This window comes from Pseudoalteromonas sp. TP27 (genome assembly GCF_056470645.1).
In genome coordinates this window covers 11,649-29,373 of record NZ_JARDAK010000004.1, presented here as the reverse complement: position 1 = coordinate 29,373, position 17,725 = coordinate 11,649, and the positions used below count along the sequence as shown (strand labels likewise).

The 17,725-nt window shown below is 38.6% G+C and carries 13 protein-coding genes and 9 tRNA genes; 3 read left to right on the top strand and 19 right to left on the bottom strand.

Features of this window, described 5'->3' with window-relative positions; translation table 11 throughout:
- Positions 1 to 15 precede the first annotated feature (15 nt).
- The 4 genes from PX700_RS06640 to PX700_RS06625 form a co-directional block, all read right to left on the bottom strand.
- Complete coding sequence (locus tag PX700_RS06640) at positions 16 to 1,077, bottom strand: alkaline phosphatase D family protein (RefSeq protein ID WP_479520263.1); 1,062 nt, start codon at positions 1,075 to 1,077, stop codon at positions 16 to 18.
- Positions 1,074 to 2,198: an alkaline phosphatase family protein gene (locus PX700_RS06635; protein ID WP_479520262.1), complete on the bottom strand. Its 1,125-nt coding sequence runs from the start codon at positions 2,196 to 2,198 to the stop codon at positions 1,074 to 1,076. Before PX700_RS06635 ends, PX700_RS06640 begins: the two co-directional genes overlap by 4 nt.
- A gap of 75 nt (positions 2,199 to 2,273) precedes the next feature.
- A complete protein-coding gene (locus PX700_RS06630) occupies positions 2,274 to 4,643 on the bottom strand; it encodes a TonB-dependent receptor domain-containing protein (RefSeq protein WP_479520261.1) in 2,370 nt (789 codons plus the stop codon).
- 202 nt (positions 4,644 to 4,845) lie between these two features.
- A complete protein-coding gene (locus PX700_RS06625) occupies positions 4,846 to 5,889 on the bottom strand; it encodes an alkene reductase (protein ID WP_479520260.1) in 1,044 nt (347 codons plus the stop codon).
- A 224-nt stretch (positions 5,890 to 6,113) separates the two neighbouring features.
- On the opposite strand from PX700_RS06625, the gene PX700_RS06620 reads away from it, so the two are divergent.
- Positions 6,114 to 6,503: a DUF2750 domain-containing protein gene (locus PX700_RS06620; protein ID WP_138585855.1), complete on the top strand. Its 390-nt coding sequence runs from the start codon at positions 6,114 to 6,116 to the stop codon at positions 6,501 to 6,503.
- Between the two features lie 70 nt (positions 6,504 to 6,573).
- On the opposite strand, the gene PX700_RS06615 is transcribed toward PX700_RS06620, so the two are convergent.
- The gene (locus PX700_RS06615) at positions 6,574 to 7,440 is read right to left on the bottom strand and encodes an alpha/beta fold hydrolase (protein ID WP_479520259.1); all 867 of its coding nucleotides are present in this window, start codon (positions 7,438 to 7,440) and stop codon (positions 6,574 to 6,576) included.
- Positions 7,441 to 7,547: 107 nt separating this feature from the next.
- Positions 7,548 to 8,873 carry an OprD family outer membrane porin gene (locus PX700_RS06610; RefSeq protein ID WP_479520258.1) on the bottom strand — a complete coding sequence of 442 codons (1,326 nt, stop codon included), beginning with the start codon at positions 8,871 to 8,873 and terminating at the stop codon, positions 7,548 to 7,550.
- A gap of 647 nt (positions 8,874 to 9,520) precedes the next feature.
- Between PX700_RS06610 and PX700_RS06605 the strand changes: the two genes are divergently transcribed.
- Both PX700_RS06605 and PX700_RS06600 read left to right on the top strand, forming a co-directional pair.
- Entirely contained in the window at positions 9,521 to 10,600 is a 1,080-nt protein-coding gene (locus PX700_RS06605; RefSeq protein ID WP_479520257.1) for a CHASE domain-containing protein, read from the top strand.
- Between the two features lie 50 nt (positions 10,601 to 10,650).
- Positions 10,651 to 12,198, top strand: coding sequence for a PAS domain-containing hybrid sensor histidine kinase/response regulator (locus PX700_RS06600; RefSeq protein WP_479520256.1), 1,548 nt, complete (start codon positions 10,651 to 10,653; stop codon positions 12,196 to 12,198).
- Positions 12,199 to 12,262: 64 nt separating this feature from the next.
- Here PX700_RS06600 and PX700_RS06595 read toward each other — a convergent pair.
- The 13 genes from PX700_RS06595 to tolB all read right to left on the bottom strand — a co-directional run bounded on the left by PX700_RS06595 (position 12,263) and on the right by tolB (position 17,721).
- Positions 12,263 to 12,352: transfer RNA gene (locus tag PX700_RS06595), tRNA-Ser, on the bottom strand.
- 177 nt (positions 12,353 to 12,529) lie between these two features.
- Positions 12,530 to 13,570, bottom strand: a complete 1,041-nt coding sequence (nadA, locus tag PX700_RS06590; protein ID WP_415637603.1) for a quinolinate synthase NadA — start codon at positions 13,568 to 13,570, stop codon at positions 12,530 to 12,532.
- Positions 13,571 to 13,711: 141 nt separating this feature from the next.
- Positions 13,712 to 13,787 (bottom strand) — tRNA-Lys (locus tag PX700_RS06585).
- 64 nt (positions 13,788 to 13,851) lie between these two features.
- Positions 13,852 to 13,927: transfer RNA gene (locus tag PX700_RS06580), tRNA-Lys, on the bottom strand.
- A gap of 82 nt (positions 13,928 to 14,009) precedes the next feature.
- Positions 14,010 to 14,085: transfer RNA gene (locus tag PX700_RS06575), tRNA-Lys, on the bottom strand.
- A gap of 24 nt (positions 14,086 to 14,109) precedes the next feature.
- Positions 14,110 to 14,185, bottom strand: a tRNA-Lys gene (locus tag PX700_RS06570).
- A gap of 82 nt (positions 14,186 to 14,267) precedes the next feature.
- Positions 14,268 to 14,343 (bottom strand) — tRNA-Lys (locus PX700_RS06565).
- An 84-nt stretch (positions 14,344 to 14,427) separates the two neighbouring features.
- Positions 14,428 to 14,503, bottom strand: a tRNA-Lys gene (locus tag PX700_RS06560).
- Positions 14,504 to 14,587: 84 nt separating this feature from the next.
- Positions 14,588 to 14,663, bottom strand: a tRNA-Lys gene (locus tag PX700_RS06555).
- 70 nt (positions 14,664 to 14,733) lie between these two features.
- Positions 14,734 to 14,809 (bottom strand) — tRNA-Lys (locus tag PX700_RS06550).
- A gap of 216 nt (positions 14,810 to 15,025) precedes the next feature.
- Positions 15,026 to 15,772, bottom strand: coding sequence for a tol-pal system protein YbgF (ybgF, locus tag PX700_RS06545; RefSeq protein WP_415637604.1), 747 nt, complete (start codon positions 15,770 to 15,772; stop codon positions 15,026 to 15,028).
- 13 nt (positions 15,773 to 15,785) lie between these two features.
- Positions 15,786 to 16,328 carry a peptidoglycan-associated lipoprotein Pal gene (gene pal, locus PX700_RS06540; RefSeq protein ID WP_149592635.1) on the bottom strand — a complete coding sequence of 181 codons (543 nt, stop codon included), beginning with the start codon at positions 16,326 to 16,328 and terminating at the stop codon, positions 15,786 to 15,788.
- A 34-nt stretch (positions 16,329 to 16,362) separates the two neighbouring features.
- Entirely contained in the window at positions 16,363 to 17,721 is a 1,359-nt protein-coding gene (gene tolB / locus PX700_RS06535) for a Tol-Pal system beta propeller repeat protein TolB (protein ID WP_165740652.1), read from the bottom strand.
- Between the last annotated feature and the right edge of the window lie 4 nt (positions 17,722 to 17,725).

Sequence of the window (17,725 nt, the reverse complement as noted above, 5' to 3'; positions counted from 1 at the left end):
CTGTGCGTAGTGAGTTTATTTATAAGGGCTAATACTTGATAAACTAAAGTCACTTTGCATTATTACTTCGCCATCAATGCCTTTTAATTTAAGTGAAATAGTGGGATCAATTTGCTGCCAGTCGATGCTTAAATCACCATAATTTACGTTATGAGTAAAATCCCCTACTCGGTGTTTGTTAGGGCTTACGTCTTTCCACTTTTCAGTTAAGCCAGAGCTGGTCATCTCAATTAATGGGTAATCAAGGTTTTGCTGATACTTTGATATTTCACCCCAGTGCGTATCGCCGCTGATGATCACTACTCCATTTACTTTATGCTTTTTAATTAATGCAAATAAACGGTTTCTATCTTCAGGAAAGTTTGCCCATGACTCCCAACCTGTAAAATCGGGTAAAAGCTGTAAGCTTGAGGCAATCAATTTTATTGCAGCAGGCTTTTTAAGCTCTTGTTCAAGCCATTGCCACTGGGCTTCACCTAGCATTGATGCGTCCTTCATTTCACTAGGACTATACGGACCTTGGTTATTAAGTTTGCGCTTAGTGTAGTATTCAAGCTCGCTTACATTGTTTAGCGCATCACGGTTCCAACGTAAATCAGGCATTATTACTTGTATGGTTTGCTCATTTTCACCATACATGTACGAGGTATAAATTCCATCAGGACGAGTGCGACGCGCTGAGTTTACAGGTTCATCCCAAAAATTAAGCATAATTTGGCGTGATTGCTCTTTATGTGGATACTCTTTACCTGCATCGTTTTGGCCATAATCGTGGTCATCCCACATAGCAATAATAGGCGTTTGCGCTTTCAACGTTTTAAAACCAGCCTTTGCCCCTAAACGTTGGTACTTATCGGCAAGTACATCCATATCGTTGGTATCGCCATAAATATTGTCACCCAAAAATATAAACAAATCCCCCTGCTCTTTGTTAATTGCATTAAATATGGGTATTTTTTTATCTTGATGCCCACACGAACCAAACAGGATTTTAGATGGCGCAGCAGTAACACTTGCGCTAATAACCAAACTCAACGCCAAGCCAGATAGAGTCAATGGTTTTAATAGGTTCTTCATTTTAAAATCTCGCTAATAGCAGGCGCCATATTTGAATTTATTTCATTTGGGTTCTGCCCAAGAGCCTTTAAAACGGTCGCCGCTATTTGCGCTTGTTTAAGCTCATTTTTAGTTTTAATTAAGCCACTACCTTTTATTGCGGGGCCAATGGCTGCAAGCCAAATATGTTCAGAACCGACAATTCCTTCTGGGTAGGTATTTTCACCTAACTCTAGCTCAGCAAGTGCACGTTTAGAGCTGTGATGTTGCCAATCATTGGCATTATTGCCACGGCCGTGATCAGTAGTAATAATTAGTGTGGTGTTATTTTTATAACCCGTTGTAGTTTGAATGGTTGCCCATAAGTCTTTTATAAACGCGTCACTTTGCCTTGCCGATTTAAGGTATTGATCGTAATGACCATCATGTGCAAAGTCATCGGTTTCGCCTAAACTTATCACTAACAACTTAGGCTTTTTAGCCAACATATACGCTTTAGCAAAGCGATATGTAAAACTATCTAGTCGTACGTTATACCAAGGACTGGGAATTTCATTTTGTAGCGCATTTAACAGTGGCGCATCAGTGAATAAATTCTCTTCAATTGACATAAAACCTGCATTTACATACACGTTACTGCGCTTAGTATTTACAATGTATGGGAATACATCCCAACTACCAAATAAGGCTGTGCTACCTTTAAACTCAGGTAAATTATCTAAACGCTCTAAAATAGTTTTATTTGGGTTGAGCACTTTGTTGTTACTATTTATATTTTCGTCAACTTCACCGGTGAGTATTTCGTTGTAACCAGGGTATGAAAAATACCACGGGTTACTTACCGACATAGTAGAGCCGTTAGCTCTATCGCCAATTATAATCCCTTTTTTAGCCACTACTTGAGTTAAAAAAGGCATTAGTAATTGCTGACGCTCATTTGCTGTTTTTGCCCAAAACTGGGGCTTTAATTGCTCAGGCTTTTTAACAAAATCAGCATTATTAATTAAGCTATTATCAGCCCCATTAAATACTTCTTGCCAGCGTACTCCATCAAGCGTTACCAGCACTACATTTTGCGCTGCTGCAAAGTTGCTCGCTAATACACTTAAACTAAATAGTGTTACTTTTAAAATCGTTTTCATCGCGTTTTTCCGCCCTTTCATATAATAAAGCCCATCAATGATGGGCTTTATTTTAATTCAATTACTAAAACCTAATTAAAAGTCAGCGGTAAATGTAACTGCTGCTGTGCGAGGCGCACCAATAAAGTAAGTAGAGCCATTGCCTGTACCACCTGCTAAGTAGCTTTTGTCTGTAACGTTATAAACAACAAACGATACGTCAATGGCTTTAAATGGGCCTGCATTTACATCAGTTGAGTAGCCTGCATTAAAATCAAGTACGGTGTAACCGTCTACTTTATTGCGCGCGCGAGTGTCTTCATCTTGCCATGCACCTAAGCGCTCACCGGTGTATTTAGCCGATAAACCAACACGAAAGCCATCGCTAAAGTAATCAGTAGACACCACAAATAAATCCTCTGATGAATCTATTATGCTATCGCCTTTTCTAAAGCTCGGCGCTACCTCATTACCACTTTCATCTTTTAATATTACGCCTTGTGAATCATATGCATTTGGATCATCGGATGAATACTCAGAACTGCTATTAGTATAAGACGAGTACACGCTCCAGCTTGGTGTAAGCATATAACTTGCTGCAAGCTCGAGTCCACTGGAATCAATACCTCCTACATTTACGTACGAGCCATTTGTACCAATAGTGTAATCAATGCCGTCTGTGCCACTACCAGGCGCAATAAAAGTAATGCGGTTATCAAACTTAACACTGTAAGCCGTGGCTGTAAGCGTTAACTTATCGGCTTGATAACGTACACCAAAGTCAATATTGTCGGCAGTTTCTGGTTCAATATTTGTAAGTGTTGAGCTGTCTCGTTCAAGTACACCGTCTTTTATTGCTGCAAAATTTTCGCTGTAGCTGGCAAACAATTCAGTGTCGTTATTTAACTGATACAACACACCACCACTAAATAACACGTCTGAGTCGCTATCTACTTTATCTGAACTCTCATTGGCAAAATGGTCGTACTTTTGTAACTCAACTAAATACTGTTTTGCACCAATATTTAACGTTAAATCGCCAAAATTAATAGAGTCTTGTAGGTACCATTTGAATGTATCGGTATCAAAGGTATTTTTGTACTGAGTCCAGTAAGGTGTGCTGTCAAAGTGATGATAAATGCGTGCATCAATAACTTTGTGCCAATCACGCAATTCTTCACGTTCGCTTTGCTCATACCAAAAACCCGCTTCTATATCGTGATCGCCAAATGTAGCTTGGTAGTTTGCGGTTACACCCAAACGGTCTTTGTTGTAATGCGTATGGCGGTATGACATGACAGGCGTTGCTGTAGCATCGTAACACGCAGGATTTAAACCAGGACCCGACTCCCATGGCCAGCTTAAACTTGCAGTACACCCTTCATTTGGTGCAAGCGGGTTGCCTTCACTATCAGCAAAACCATAAGAGCCTGCATTAGTGCCGCCCTCTAGAGTTGGGTCGCCATTTTCATCAACAGGCGTTGTTAAATAAGGTGGGATCCAATCGCCACGCCCTGAATTTTTATGATAATAAGGGCTAACAGTTAATAATGATGTTGGCGAAATCGCGTATTCAAATTTTAAATAGCCTAAGGTATTTTCACGAAGCGTTCCCCAGCCTTCTGCAAACATTTGGTCAAAGTGCGGAACTCCCGTCCAATTCCATGTAAGCTGATCCCACTCTGGTGTTTGTTCAAACTGCTCAAGGCTTACGCTGTTATAATTCGTCTCGCTTACATCGTCGTAAGATAAACGCCCGGTAAGTGTTAAGTCGTCAAAATTAGATACAAACTTAACCTCAGCATGTTGATTGTCTTTACCGCCATTACTGCCTGAGCCAATCCAGCGGCTTGTATCTGTTTGCGAGTAACTTACGTACGCTTGCGTGTTATCAAAAATAGTGCCTGTTTCGTGTTTAAAGTAATAACGCGTGGCATCGTGACTTCCTGAGGTATAAGCAAACGTAGTGCCCTTTTCAAGGCTTGGGTCTTTACTTACAAAATTGAATGTACCGCCTAGCGCTTCAAGTGAAGCCGATTTAATATCAGACGTACCTTGACCAACTTCCACCGTTGCTAAATTTTCGCTTTCTAGGTAACGGTTAGCTTTAGCACCACCACCGTAATTAGAGCCACCATTGGGAATGCCATCAACGGTCATACCTAATTGTTGTTGGTTCCCGTCAATACTAAAACCACGCATTGTAATTGTAGTTGACCAATCATCGCCACCAAATGCATCACCTTCGTTTATGCTAATACCCGGTAAATTATCAATAACCGATAATATGCTCGATACCGAACTTTGCTGCTCAAGCATTGCAGGCTCAATAACATTGTTAGCGTAGCTCGTTGGTTTAGCTACAACGGTTACTTCTTCTATGGTGTTGTCGTTAGCATAAGCAGATGTTGATACAGCCATGGCAATAGCCATGCTCAAAAGCGATTTATTTTTTAAAGCGTACATTGTTGTCCCGTTTGATTTTAATTATAAAATATGAAAACGAGCACAGTATGAATTTCAAATATGACAACGAGGATGAACTTTATTTACATAAAGGTTAAACAAATATGGGACATTTATGGCGGGAATATGTACAAAAAAAGACACCCAAGGGTTTTTCCTCGGGTGTCTTAATTATTTTCTACAGCTTATTAAAAACAGTAATTTATTTTAATTCAGCTAGCATTTCATCGCTGTACGGTACTAACTCTTCACCGTTTGCAATTTTGCTAACGTAGTCTGGGTTTGCAATAAGTGGGCGACCAATAGCGATAAGATCAAACTTAGCATCGTTAATTGCCTCTTTTGCAGACTCAAAACTATAACTGCCTACACCTACTAATGTGCCTTTGTAGCCTGCACGTAAAAATTCAGACGTCGTTTTACCTTCAAGTGATTCAAACGTTGTACTGTCGTCAAAAATACCGCCGTGCAAGTACGCTAAATCTCTCTTTTCAAGTTCTGGTAATAAGTAATCAAATACAGCTTTATCACGGCTATCTTCGCTCATGTTAAAGTACGCACCTGGTGTTAATCTAAGTGCAGTACGCTCGTTGCCTACAGCTGCAATAACGGCATCGGTTACTTCTAGAGCAAAGCGCGACATATTTTCAGGCGTTTGACCGTATTCGTCGCTGCGAGTGTTTGCAGCGTAATGTAAAAATTGGTCAACTAAATAACCGTTAGCACCGTGAATTTCTACCCCATCAAAGCCCGCTTCAATTGCGTTTTCAGCCGCTTTTGCAAAATCAGCAACTAGACTTTTAATATCATCAGTAGTGGCTGCTTTTGGTGTGATGTATGTAAGCTCACGCATACGAGGGACAGAGCCTTCAACGCCAATTGCTGATGGAGCAAGTACATCGCCATCAAAAAAGTGAGGGTGTGCAACACGACCAACATGCCAAAGTTGTGCAAACATTTTGCCGCCATTAGCGTGCACTGCGTCTGTTACTTTTTTCCAACCTTGAACTTGCTCACTGGTAAATAAGCCCGGGGTATTTGGGTAACCTTGCGCATCTGGACGAATAATAGTTGCTTCACTAATAATTAAACCGGTTTCGGCACGGCGAGCATAATATTCAACCATATCTTGTGTTGGCACTAAATTATCGTCAGCCATACAACGCGTTAATGGTGCCATAAGTACACGGTTTTTAAGCTCTATCGTATTATTTAGTTTAAACGGAGCTAGTAGATCAGTTGTCATTTTTCAATCCTTCATTAAGTGTATGCTTACTACAATGTGGCCTTTTTACAAACATTCAAGCTTATTTTGAATGATCGCTCAAATTAGTGAGAAGTTATACTGATCAATCTACAAATTAGATCTGCATTGCTGAAATTAAATAGCAACTTTTCAACACTCTGTCATATAACTCGATATACTTGTGTGCATATAATTTAGATATAGTAATTAAAAGTGAGCTAATTATGACAACGCCAAATTTAAGCGAAGAACAAGCAGTAATTTTAGGACTTGGAGCAAAAAAACGTCTCGCCTATATGTTCGAAACTGTGCAGCAATTTAAGCAAGTATGGATTTTAAACGACGATGATGGCTGCGTTATGCTTGCCAACGAAGATGACGACTGCGTACCAGTTTGGCCAACTCGCGAATTTGCAGAAGCATGGGCAACTGGCGAATGGGCTGGCTGCAGCGCTAAAGCAATCCCACTTGCTGACTGGTTTAGTCGCTGGACACCAGGTCTTGAGGAAGATGATTTACTTATTGCTGCATTTCCTACTGAGGAAGATGATGGCACGATATTGTTTTCAGATGAGTTTGAAAAGCAATTAAAAGCGCCAAAGCAAAAATATTAAGGTGTAAAGCCTAAATACTCAGTGTTCTTTATTTATAAACGCGGCACTTAATTTAGTAGCCGCGTTTTTATTACCTGTTTCTAAAACTCAAATACGCCTGCGTTATAGCATTTGCATTCTCTACTTGCGGGTAATGGCCAAGCCCTACAAACTCTTGTACGCGCGCATTGGGAATAAGCTTTTTATAATGCTCAATCATGTGCTTACCAGAAATTGGATCTTCTGCGCCTGCTATAAACGTAAGTGGTATATTACTATTTATGATGGCACCAACCCAGCGTTCTCGGTTTTGCTGCCTCTGTTTTATATAACTAATGAGTTTAGGCATAACGGCTAAACCACCTTTGTAAACCAGCAGTTCCCAAAGTGTGTCTATTACCTGTGTTGTAGGCGGTGTATTTTTGCCAAAAATAGTCACTAGGTTATTGGCAAATTTTTGTTTATTCATTAATTTCGGCACTATCCAACCTAACTTCGAAAGTAAAAGCTTTTGTATAAATAATGGTTTATGCACTTCAGGAAATAACCCACCATTTAAAAAACATACACTGTTTATTTTAAAGTCACTTTGCGAAGCTACTTGCCTTGCTAACAACTCTTGAGCAACAGTATCGCCATAATCGTGGGCTAGTATGTGTACATCGGTAATATTTAAACGCTTTAAAAATTGCGTGTATAAATCAGCCTGCTCTGTAATTTTATAAGTCGCGTTTATTGGTTTATCCGAAAGCCCAAAACCCAGCATATCGAGTGTTACTAAAAAGTAGTGTTTAGTAAGCTCATCCCACATACCTTCCCAGTCCCAACTTGCACTTGGAAAGCCATGTATTAAAAGCAGCGCGGGGTTATTTGCATCCCCCGCTGTTTTAGTAAAAATTTGATGGCCACTAATTTGAGTAAATTGACCCTGTGATTGCCACTGTTGAAGAGAAAACATATATTAGCTTAATTTTTATTATTAATTTGTTAGTTTTATCATAAAGGTAATTAAAAAAGGACACAAAACCAATGCATAAAATTTGCATTGGCTTATTAAAAGTCATTTTAAAATTTAATAGTGTAATCTACATAGACTCGGTGGTCGGCTCTGTCGCCTTTAACACCATCAACACTGCCTGATTTTTCGGTTGTATAATCTACATATAACCAGCGCAAACTTAAGCCTTTTATTTTCTCTACTTTATAACGAGTATCTACAGCCCAGTACTTTTCATCGGCTTCACCGCCTATTTTACCTAAAGCTGAATTTTCAGCGCCCGTACCGCTAGTGTAGTAAAATTTAGTTGTTAAGCCAGGCGATACTGCTTTCAAATCAATTCCTAAACGAGCTTGCCATGATGTTTCATTTTGGTTTGTTAAATCGGCACCAATTAATGAGCGAGTTGGAAATGGGTTTGTACCATGATCGCCACTGAAATTATCTTCAATCCAAGCATCACTTACTTTAGTAAATGCCGCACCTACACTCCAAATATCTTTTTTCCAATCAGCATCTAAGTAATAGGCAAATCCATCATTTTCACTTTTAGTTAAGCCCGTTAATGCACCAGGTGTATCTTCATCATCTAAATCACCGCCCTCTGCGCCTATTACAAATAAATCACCATCATCTTTTGAGGTAAATATACCACTTGAAAGCGTTAACTTACTTTGCTCAAGTTTAATGTCGTAATTGATTTTAAATCCCATTTTACTTAGGTAATTATGGGACTTTAAATATTCAGCTTCTAATGTTATGTCGTCTTTTTTATGCGTAGCACCTACGCCCCAAATTACACTAATAGCGCCAGTTGCAGATTGATCGGTAGAAAAATCTTCCCAGCGGTCGTCGTGTCGGCGGCTCCATTTATCGTATACATAACCATATAATTTAGTGTTGCCGATATTATAGTCGCCAAAAACACCTCGAAAAGTATTAGGAATAGCACGGCTGCCTGAGCTTTTTAAAAGCATACTTTTGGTTTTTTGCCCACCTACTTTAACGTGACCGTTGTTGCCCAATTTAAAATCTAAAAAATATTGACCAAATTTAGAAAAGCTATCGTCTACTCCACCACTCTCATTACCTGCTGGTAAAATATTACCTGCGGCTGTACCTGTAGAGTTAATATTCATTGCGGTATAAGTCGATACACCCACACTCAATAAATCGTTTATATAACCCGATGTGTAATTGAGCTCTATACCTTGAGCAAAAGTTGAATCGTCACTTGCGTCGTTATCGTAGTCACGATCAAAATATATTGATCTAAGTTTTATATTAAATTCATCTTGCTCTGTCAGCCCATTAACAGCGGCATACGAAGGAATAGAAATACATGTTAATACTGCGGCTGTTACCGCAAATAATTTATAGAGCCGTAGAGTCATAGTTATCTCCGTTACCTTGTTTTGTGTTAAGTTAATGCTGTAGTGCATAACAACGTGTACGTTTAGCAAAAATGGTAAACGTCGTCTAAGGTAATTATATTTCACGCAATGGCGTTTTTTTCATGCTATTAAATATAGAACAATATAAGTTTTTTAATGTTTTAATTTTCATGCTATGAATATTAAGTATTTTTTTTGTGCTCGATACATCACAACATTGAGGCAGCTATTTACTCGTATCTATACTGCTAGGTCACTTTAAAAACACTATAATTATGGCTGAATTTTACTTCGAGCAAACTTACCAAATTAAAATTAGGAGAAAAGACTAAGAGTTATTCGTTGTTTTTATGGGCATCTAATCTACACTAAAGACCAGTAAATATAAAAACGAACACCTTTAGCTAATACTTTTATTGGTAGTTATAAAGCCATCGAGAACATATAAATTATTATATTTATATGTATGTATGTTCATTTTACCTTGATGCTTAAAATCAATTTTTTGCATTCCCTTCATTCTAAACCTCTATAAAGTATATATATTCTAATTAAGAACAAAGTTGTATCCTGAATAATAAGTGCTATATTTATCTCGTTGATAAAACAGATATATGCTTAGTGTATCCATAATAAAGGATGGGTTAATGTTTTCAGGACGACCGGTTAGTAAAGGGCTATTAACCTCTGTACTTATTCATACCATTTTACTCACCACCGGTGTTGGGTTAACTTATATTGCTCATATTAAGCATCAAGATGCACTTAACAACAAAATAAATGACGCCCTTACTAGTCGACTTTCTACGCTTTCATCAGGCGTAGAAAGCAGGCTCGATTTATATAAGTATGGTCTATTTGGTTTAAAAGGCTTTGTTCACGGCATAGGTGTTAACAACCTAAACTACAAAGCAATTTCTAATTACTCTAACAGCCGTAACTATGCCCAAGAATTCCCCGGCGCAAACGGTATTGGTTTTATAAAAAAAGTAAACTATGAAAACTTAAATCAATTTCTACAAACTGCAAAAAACGATCGTCCTGATCATATATTTAATATAAAAAAACTCACGAACAAGAGTAATGAACTTTTTATTATTCAATACATATTTCCTGAAAAAAGCAATTTACAAGCCATTGGGTTAGATATTAGTTCAGAGGAAATGCGTCAACAAACGGCTTTAAATGCAGCCATTAATAATAGCACTCAACTAACAGCTCCCATTACGTTGGTGCAAGCTGATAAAAAAGCACAACAAGGCTTTTTAACCTTACTGCCAGTTTATAAAAAAACGATTATTCCTAAAAACAAAAATCAACGTTTAGAGCAGTTACTAGGATGGGTTTACTCCCCTTTATTAATTAATAATATTTTGGACTCTTTATCACAGGTAGATGAAAATCACCTCATTATTAGCGACCTTAATAGTAGCACCGACTTTTTTAGTTATGGCGCTAAAAGTACTTCTACAAATTTCTATCACAGTAAAGTAATAGAGGTTATGGGAAGAAAGTGGAAAATAACAATTAATGCCTCAGATGAGTTTATTGAAACACTTCACTTACCAAGTAAATATAAAGCATTAGTAAGTGGTATATTTTACACGCTAGGCTGTATGCTTATGGCTTTTTTAATACAGTTATTTATTTTTAGACGAAACCAAAGAATTAAAAGAAAAGCACTACAAGCAAAAAAAATAAGCTCGCATTACAACAAGCAAATTTAAGACTAGAAAATGAAGTAAAACAACGCACCAAAGAAATTGCAGATATAAGTATGCTTCAGCGTAGCATTTTAAATAGTGCTAGCTATTCGATTATTGCTACCGACATAAATGGCTTAATTACATTATTTAATCCCGCCTCTGAAAAGTTATTAGGCTATAAAGCGCAAGATGTTATTGGAATTGAAAACCCTGGTATTTTTCATTTAAAAGAAGAAATTATAAAAAAAGCTCAGCAACTAAGTACTGAATTAAATAAACCTGTCTCCCCTAGTTTTGAAGTTTTGATATTAAAAGCAACAGCAACAGCAACTAAGCCTGATATTAATCAATGGACATACATTTCCTCTACGGGTAAAAAAATACAAGTTAATATAAGCGTTACCTCTTTATTGAACAATGAAAATGAAGTTGTTGGTTATTTGGGGGTAGCATATGATTTAACCGAACAAATTAATCACGAACAAGCTCTTGGAGATGCTAAAGAGTTAGCTGAGCAAGCATCCCAAGCTAAATCTGAGTTTTTAGCTAATATGAGCCATGAAATACGCACTCCTATGAATGGCATACTCGGCACATTACAGTTACTGCAAGAGCAGCCACTCAATGAAAAATCAAAAGAGTATTTAAAAAAATCACTCTATTCAACCCGCTCACTCACCACTATTATTAATGATATTCTCGATTTTTCTAAAATTGAGGCTGGTAAGCTTTCATTAGAGCATAAGCCTTTTGATCTTTTTGAACTGATTCATCACTTAGAGTCAGATCTTGGTCTGCAAGCTAGCGATAAAAACATATACCTTAAATTTGTTATCAATATTAATCATAAGCATTGGGTGGGCGACCCTGTTAGGCTCAGACAAGTGTTTTTAAACCTAATATCTAATGCGATTAAGTTTACGTCGCAAGGTGGCGTTACAGTAACATTTAGGCTAACCGACGAACACAAAATATGTTGTTGTATATCAGACACCGGCATAGGAATTTCTGAGCAAGCAATAGAGCGATTATTTGAGCGCTTTGAACAAGCAGAGCAATCAACCACGCGTGAATATGGTGGTACAGGCCTAGGCTTACCAATAACTAAATCATTAATAGGCCTCATGAATGGCGAAATTAAGGTAACAAGCCAACTAGGCTCCGGTAGTCAGTTTTATGTGTACTTACCATTAAAACAAGCGCAGATTAATGAAAGCACATTAACGACCAAAAACATTGAGCTTCCTGACCTATCCGGAAAAACCATTTTATTAGCTGAAGATAACAAAATAAATCAGCTTGTTGCATCTGCGATGCTTGAACCGACTAAAGCCACCATTATTATTGCAAATAATGGGTTAGAAGCAGTTTCATTATACCAAGCACACAAGCCAGACATTATTTTTATGGATATCCAAATGCCAAAAATGGATGGACTTCAGGCATGTAAACAAATTAAGGCGCTTGATAGCGAGCAAATCGTTATTGCGTTAACTGCTAATGTTTTTACAGAACAAAAAGAAGTATACAGACTATTATTTGATGGCTACGTTTCAAAACCAATTGAAAAGCATGAACTTGTAGACATGTTATCAACGCTCGATTTAGTCGATAGTTAATTTAGACATTAAAAAACCCAGTTACTAATACCTTTCGATATTAGTAACTGGGTTCTAAGAATAATGGTGGAGGGAGAGGGATTCGAACCCTCGTTAGGGATAAACCTAAACACACTTTCCAGGCGTGCGCCTTCAGCCACTCAGCCATCCCTCCACAGTGCTGCAATTGTGTAATGCAACAGCGCGCTATAGTATGAAATAGACCCCTAAGGTGCAAGGCATTTTTAAATATGAGCCTTTAAATGCTTACTAATCAAGCAATAGCTTATCTATAGTCACAAAAAAACGGCTAAATCTAAGACTTAACCGTTTTTAATTTATACTTTTAAAATTACTTAGCCATGCTCGCAGTAAACTCAAGCATGCGATTAAGTGACTTAAGTGCGCCTTCGCGTAAATCCATATCAACGAATACTTCTTTACCTTTAGGGCTTATGAGAGCTTCCTCAATCGCTTTTAAGCCATTCATTGCCATCCAAGGGCAATGAGCACAACTTTTACATGAAGCGCCCTCACCTGCCGTTGGAGCCGCAAAAAACTCTTTGTCTGGGCACAGTTGCTGCATTTTATAAAAAATACCGCGATCAGTTGCTACAATAAACTTTTTGTTTGGCATTGTTTGAGCAGCTTTAATTAATTGGCTCGTAGATCCAACAGAATCGGCAAGTGCAACAATCTCTGCTGGTGACTCAGGGTGAACCAATACACCTGCATCTGGGTGCAATGCTTTGAAGTCTTTAAGTGCTTTTGTTTTAAACTCGTCATGCACGATACATGCGCCATTCCACATTAGCATATCAGCACCGGTATTTTTTTGAATGTAGCTACCAAGGTGCTTATCTGGGCCCCAGATGATTTTTTCGCCTTGCTCATCTAGGTGCTCTACTATTTCAAGCGCACACGATGAAGTTACAATCCAATCTGCACGTGCTTTAACAGCCGTAGAGGTGTTTGCATACACAACCACTTTACGGTCAGGGTGCTCGTCACAAAATGCAGAGAACTCATCTACAGGGCAACCAATATCAAGCGAACACGTTGCTTCAAGTGTTGGCATAACAACCGTTTTATTTGGCGTTAAAATTTTGGCGGTTTCGCCCATAAATTTTACGCCCGCGACGATTATCATATCTGCATCATGACGTGCGCCAAAACGTGCCATTTCTAGCGAGTCGGCAACGCAACCGCCGGTTTCTTCAGCAAGTGCTTGAATTTCAGGATCGGTATAATAATGTGCAACAAGTACTGCATTTTTATCTTTTAGTAATTGTTTTATACGCGTTTTGTATTCGCCTTGCTCGTCATTTGTTAACGGTGCTGGCTTAGGAGGAAAGATATAACCTTCAGGCATAATAGTTTGAGCTAGACTCATGTTCTCGACCACTTATCTACAGTGCATTAATTACGGCGAATTATACGAGAATATAAACACAAATAACAGCAAACTAGCGAAGCTGTTTATAAAAAATAGAATGGGAATTTAAAAAAGAATATAAAGGAAAGTATTAGAGAGTGGTGGGTCATGATGGATTTGAACCATCGACCAATTGATTAAAAGTCAACTGCTCTACCAACTGAGCTAATGACCCGCTCTAATATAAATCTGCTTTGTAAAAAGCGTGCGTAAATCCGCCGATTAAAACTTTCATAGAATGGTGGGTTATGATGGATTTGAACCATCGACCAATTGATTAAAAGTCAACTGCTCTACCAACTGAGCTAATAACCCGCTCTATGCACTTATTCAAATATGAATGAAGCTTACGTAAATCCGCCGATTGATACCAAGCATTATTCATAAGAATAAAGAATGGTGGGTCATGATGGATTTGAACCATCGACCAATTGATTAAAAGTCAACTGCTCTACCAACTGAGCTAATGACCCGCTCTGATATAACTTTTCATAGAATGGTGGGTTATGATGGATTTGAACCATCGACCAATTGATTAAAAGTCAACTGCTCTACCAACTGAGCTAATAACCCGCTCTATGCACTTATTCAATTATGAATGAAGCTTACGTAAATCCGCCGATTGATGCCAAACAATATTCAAAAGAATAAAGAATGGTGGGTTATGATGGATTTGAACCATCGACCAATTGATTAAAAGTCAACTGCTCTACCAACTGAGCTAATAACCCGCTCTATTGTTGCGTTTAATTGCAACTCACTATTTTACGTAAATCCGCCGATTGGAACCAATCACTATTCAAAAGAATAAAGAATGGTGGGTTATGATGGATTTGAACCATCGACCAATTGATTAAAAGTCAACTGCTCTACCAACTGAGCTAATAACCCATTCCAGTTGCTAACTTATTGCTAAGTTAAAGCTTGCGTAAATCCGCCGATTGATACCAAACATTATTCACAAGGAATAAAGAATGGTGGGTCATGATGGATTTGAACCATCGACCAATTGATTAAAAGTCAACTGCTCTACCAACTGAGCTAATGACCCGCTCTGACGCTGCATTTTATAACAACTTAGTTTTCTACGTAAATCCGCCGATAAAAGACCATTCAAAGAATGGTGGGTTATGATGGATTTGAACCATCGACCAATTGATTAAAAGTCAACTGCTCTACCAACTGAGCTAATAACCCGCTCTTTTTGCCGCATTTCGAGTGGGGTAACCATTCGTTTGCTGCGGGCGCTTATAATACTTATTTATAAAATGAGTGCAACCGAAATTGTCTCTTTTTTTAAGTTTTTATGTCTAGATGCACAAAATTAAACCGTTTGTGCTCAAACTACATGCAAATCCAAGATTCATCGAGACTTTTCATGTAGTTTGGTCGTCTTAACTAAAAATTTAATCGCTAGTTCCCTAAACGATCAGTTGCTAGTTTTGCAGCCGTTGTACTTGGGTATTGACTGATAAGATCGCTCAATATTTTTTGTGCTTGCGCCGCTGAACCCTGATCTTGTAAAAGTGTGCCTAACTTTAGCATGGCATCTGGGCGCTTATTCGAATTTGGGTATTCGTTAACAACCACTTTAAAGTGCTCTACTGCTTTTACGCCATCATTTTTAATCGTAAGCAACTGCCCTAACCAATAATGTGCGTTAGACGCATATACAGAATTTGGATAAGTAGTTAAAAACGTTTGAAACTCAGGAATTGCTTGATCATAGCGTTTATCTTTCATTATTAACGCAACAGCACGCTCGTACGCTTCGTTTTCAGATAAATCACTGCTATAAGTCTGTGCATCGTTTGGCTGCGCCTGATCGGCTACCGGAGCTGCTGGCTGTGTATAAGCTTGGCTAACGCGGTTTTCAATTTCTTGGTACAACTCACGCTGGCGCTGCAGTACTTTTTCAAGCTTGTAGCTTTGCTCTTCAGTTACACCGCGAATTTGACTTACTTCGTCTTGTAACAAATTAAGCTGTTGCTGTAACTCTACTTGTAAAAAGTTACGCTGTTGCATCATATTCTCAAGCGACGCTAATCGCTTCTCAATACTTGATTGTGAACTTGCAGCTTCTGAAACAGGAGCGGGAGCAGCCATTAACTGGGTGCTCCCGCTCAATATCATGGCTGCCAAAATAATTTTCGGCTTCATAATATCTCTTATCTTAGTAAACTAGTACCGCACGGCGGTTTTTAGCGAAAGCTGATTCAGTGCGAGACTTAACCATTGGCTTCTCTTCACCGTAGCTTACCACTGACATTTGGCTAGCTGAAACACCTAAGCTTAATAAGTATTTTTCAACTGCTTGGCCACGGTGCTCACCTAGTGCAATATTGTACTCTGGCGTACCGCGCTCATCTGCGTGGCCTTCAATTAGTACTTTAACTGATGGGTTTTGAACTAAAAACTCAGCGTGTGCACGAAGTAAGTCTGCGTACTTGCTTTCAACTGTTGCAGTATCAAAATCAAAGTAGATTACTTGCTCTTGACGAAGTGCTTCGTACTTTTGACGAAGTTGCTCTTCTGCTTGTTGCTCAGGAGAAATTGTAGCTACTTCAACCGTATCAGTATTCATTGATTGCTCAACAACACCTTGGTTTGATTGGTTTGCAGCACCTTCGTCAATATCTGAAGATGAGCTACAAGCTGCTAATGTCATTACTGGCACAGCAATTAGCAGGCCTTTAAGTATTTTGTTAAGTTGCATTGAGTAGATTCCTATTTTGAGTAAACCAGTAATATTACTGTAAGTATGGCGACCAAGCTGGTGCCTTTACTTGTCCGTCTAGCACAGGTAACCGTGCTTTAAAGCGGCCGTCCATCGATACTAGCGCAAGTACCTGTTTATTATTATGAAGCGTGCTATATATAATCATCGAACCATTTGGCGCTATGCTCGGTGATTCATCTAGGCGTGTTCTTGTTAATACTTGAAACGCACCTGTAGCCAGCTCTTTCTTAGCAAGATGGTACTGCCCGTTGGTACGGTTAACCATCACTAATTCTTTTCCATCTGGTGATATAGAACCTGCAAGGTTCATATCGCCATCAAAGGTAAGTCGTTGTGACCTACCTGTTTTTAAATTTAACTTATAAATCTGAGCATTACCACCCCTTTCAGATGTAAACACAATATCTTGGCTATTTGGGTACCAAGATGGTTCAGTATCTATGCTACGGTGATTTGTTAAGCGTGTTTCTTTACGGGTAGCCAAGTCAAGCATGTAAACTTCTGTTGCGCCTGTTTTATCTTTTGAAAGCACTAACAGTAATTTTTTACCATCTGGCGAAAACTGTGGTGCACCATTAATACCACGGTAGCTTGCTACAATTTCGCGTTTACCTGTGTATATGTCTTGAATGTAAATTTGGCTTTGACGGTTTTCAAACGTTACATACGCTAGCTTAGTACCATCTGGTGACCATGCTGGCGACATTAACGGCTCTTTTGAGCGAAGTAATACTTGCTCGTTAAAACCATCGTAATCGGCAACCACTAACTGATAAGGTTTAGGGTCATTATCTCGTACTATTACATAAGCAATTTTAGTTAAAAACGCGCCTTTTTCACCCGTTAGTTTTTCGTAAATAACATCGCTGATCCGGTGCGAGTAACGACGAAAACCGCTTTCGCTAATAACACTTTCACGTGCTTCTAAAACATGAGCTTGGCTTTTAACTAGTTTGCCATTACTCATCATTTGCGTGTTGCCACCGGTAATTTGGCCACGGATCACATCAATTAACTCATAACGTACTAAGTAACGGCCATCAGTTTGCTGCTCTACTTCACCAACAAGAATAGCTTCAACACCTTTATTAACCCAAGACGCGTAATCAATTTCGCTGTCTTTACTTGGCTGTTGCGGCATTTGTGCCACTTCTACAGGTTTAAATTTACCACTGCGCATTAAATCAGCAGCAATAACACCGCTTAATTTTTCAGGTATTGGACCAACACCTTGATATTTAAAAGGGACTATCGCAATAGGCCTTGCACCGTCTACGCCCTCTGTTATTACAATTTCAAGCGCTGCATTAGCAACACCTTGAAATCCAAACAGTAAAACTAAACAGGCTATTTTTATTTTGTTGAACATATCA

What these genes read in the sequence shown, in the direction of transcription:
- PX700_RS06640 (WP_479520263.1), bottom strand. Translation starts at nt 1,077, where the DNA reads ATGAAGAACCTATTAAAACCATTGACTCTATCTGGCTTGGCGTTGAGT.
- nadA (WP_415637603.1), bottom strand. Translation starts at nt 13,570, where the DNA reads ATGAGTCTAGCTCAAACTATTATGCCTGAAGGTTATATCTTTCCTCCT.
- pal (WP_149592635.1), bottom strand. Translation starts at nt 16,328, where the DNA reads ATGCAACTTAACAAAATACTTAAAGGCCTGCTAATTGCTGTGCCAGTA.
- PX700_RS06600 (WP_479520256.1), top strand. Translation starts at nt 10,651, where the DNA reads ATGCTTCAGCGTAGCATTTTAAATAGTGCTAGCTATTCGATTATTGCT.
- PX700_RS06635 (WP_479520262.1), bottom strand. Translation starts at nt 2,198, where the DNA reads ATGAAAACGATTTTAAAAGTAACACTATTTAGTTTAAGTGTATTAGCG.
- PX700_RS06625 (WP_479520260.1), bottom strand. Translation starts at nt 5,889, where the DNA reads ATGACAACTGATCTACTAGCTCCGTTTAAACTAAATAATACGATAGAG.
- PX700_RS06630 (WP_479520261.1), bottom strand. Translation starts at nt 4,643, where the DNA reads ATGTACGCTTTAAAAAATAAATCGCTTTTGAGCATGGCTATTGCCATG.
- PX700_RS06615 (WP_479520259.1), bottom strand. Translation starts at nt 7,440, where the DNA reads ATGTTTTCTCTTCAACAGTGGCAATCACAGGGTCAATTTACTCAAATT.
- PX700_RS06610 (WP_479520258.1), bottom strand. Translation starts at nt 8,873, where the DNA reads ATGACTCTACGGCTCTATAAATTATTTGCGGTAACAGCCGCAGTATTA.
- PX700_RS06605 (WP_479520257.1), top strand. Translation starts at nt 9,521, where the DNA reads ATGTTTTCAGGACGACCGGTTAGTAAAGGGCTATTAACCTCTGTACTT.
- PX700_RS06620 (WP_138585855.1), top strand. Translation starts at nt 6,114, where the DNA reads ATGACAACGCCAAATTTAAGCGAAGAACAAGCAGTAATTTTAGGACTT.
- ybgF (WP_415637604.1), bottom strand. Translation starts at nt 15,772, where the DNA reads ATGAAGCCGAAAATTATTTTGGCAGCCATGATATTGAGCGGGAGCACC.
- tolB (WP_165740652.1), bottom strand. Translation starts at nt 17,721, where the DNA reads ATGTTCAACAAAATAAAAATAGCCTGTTTAGTTTTACTGTTTGGATTT.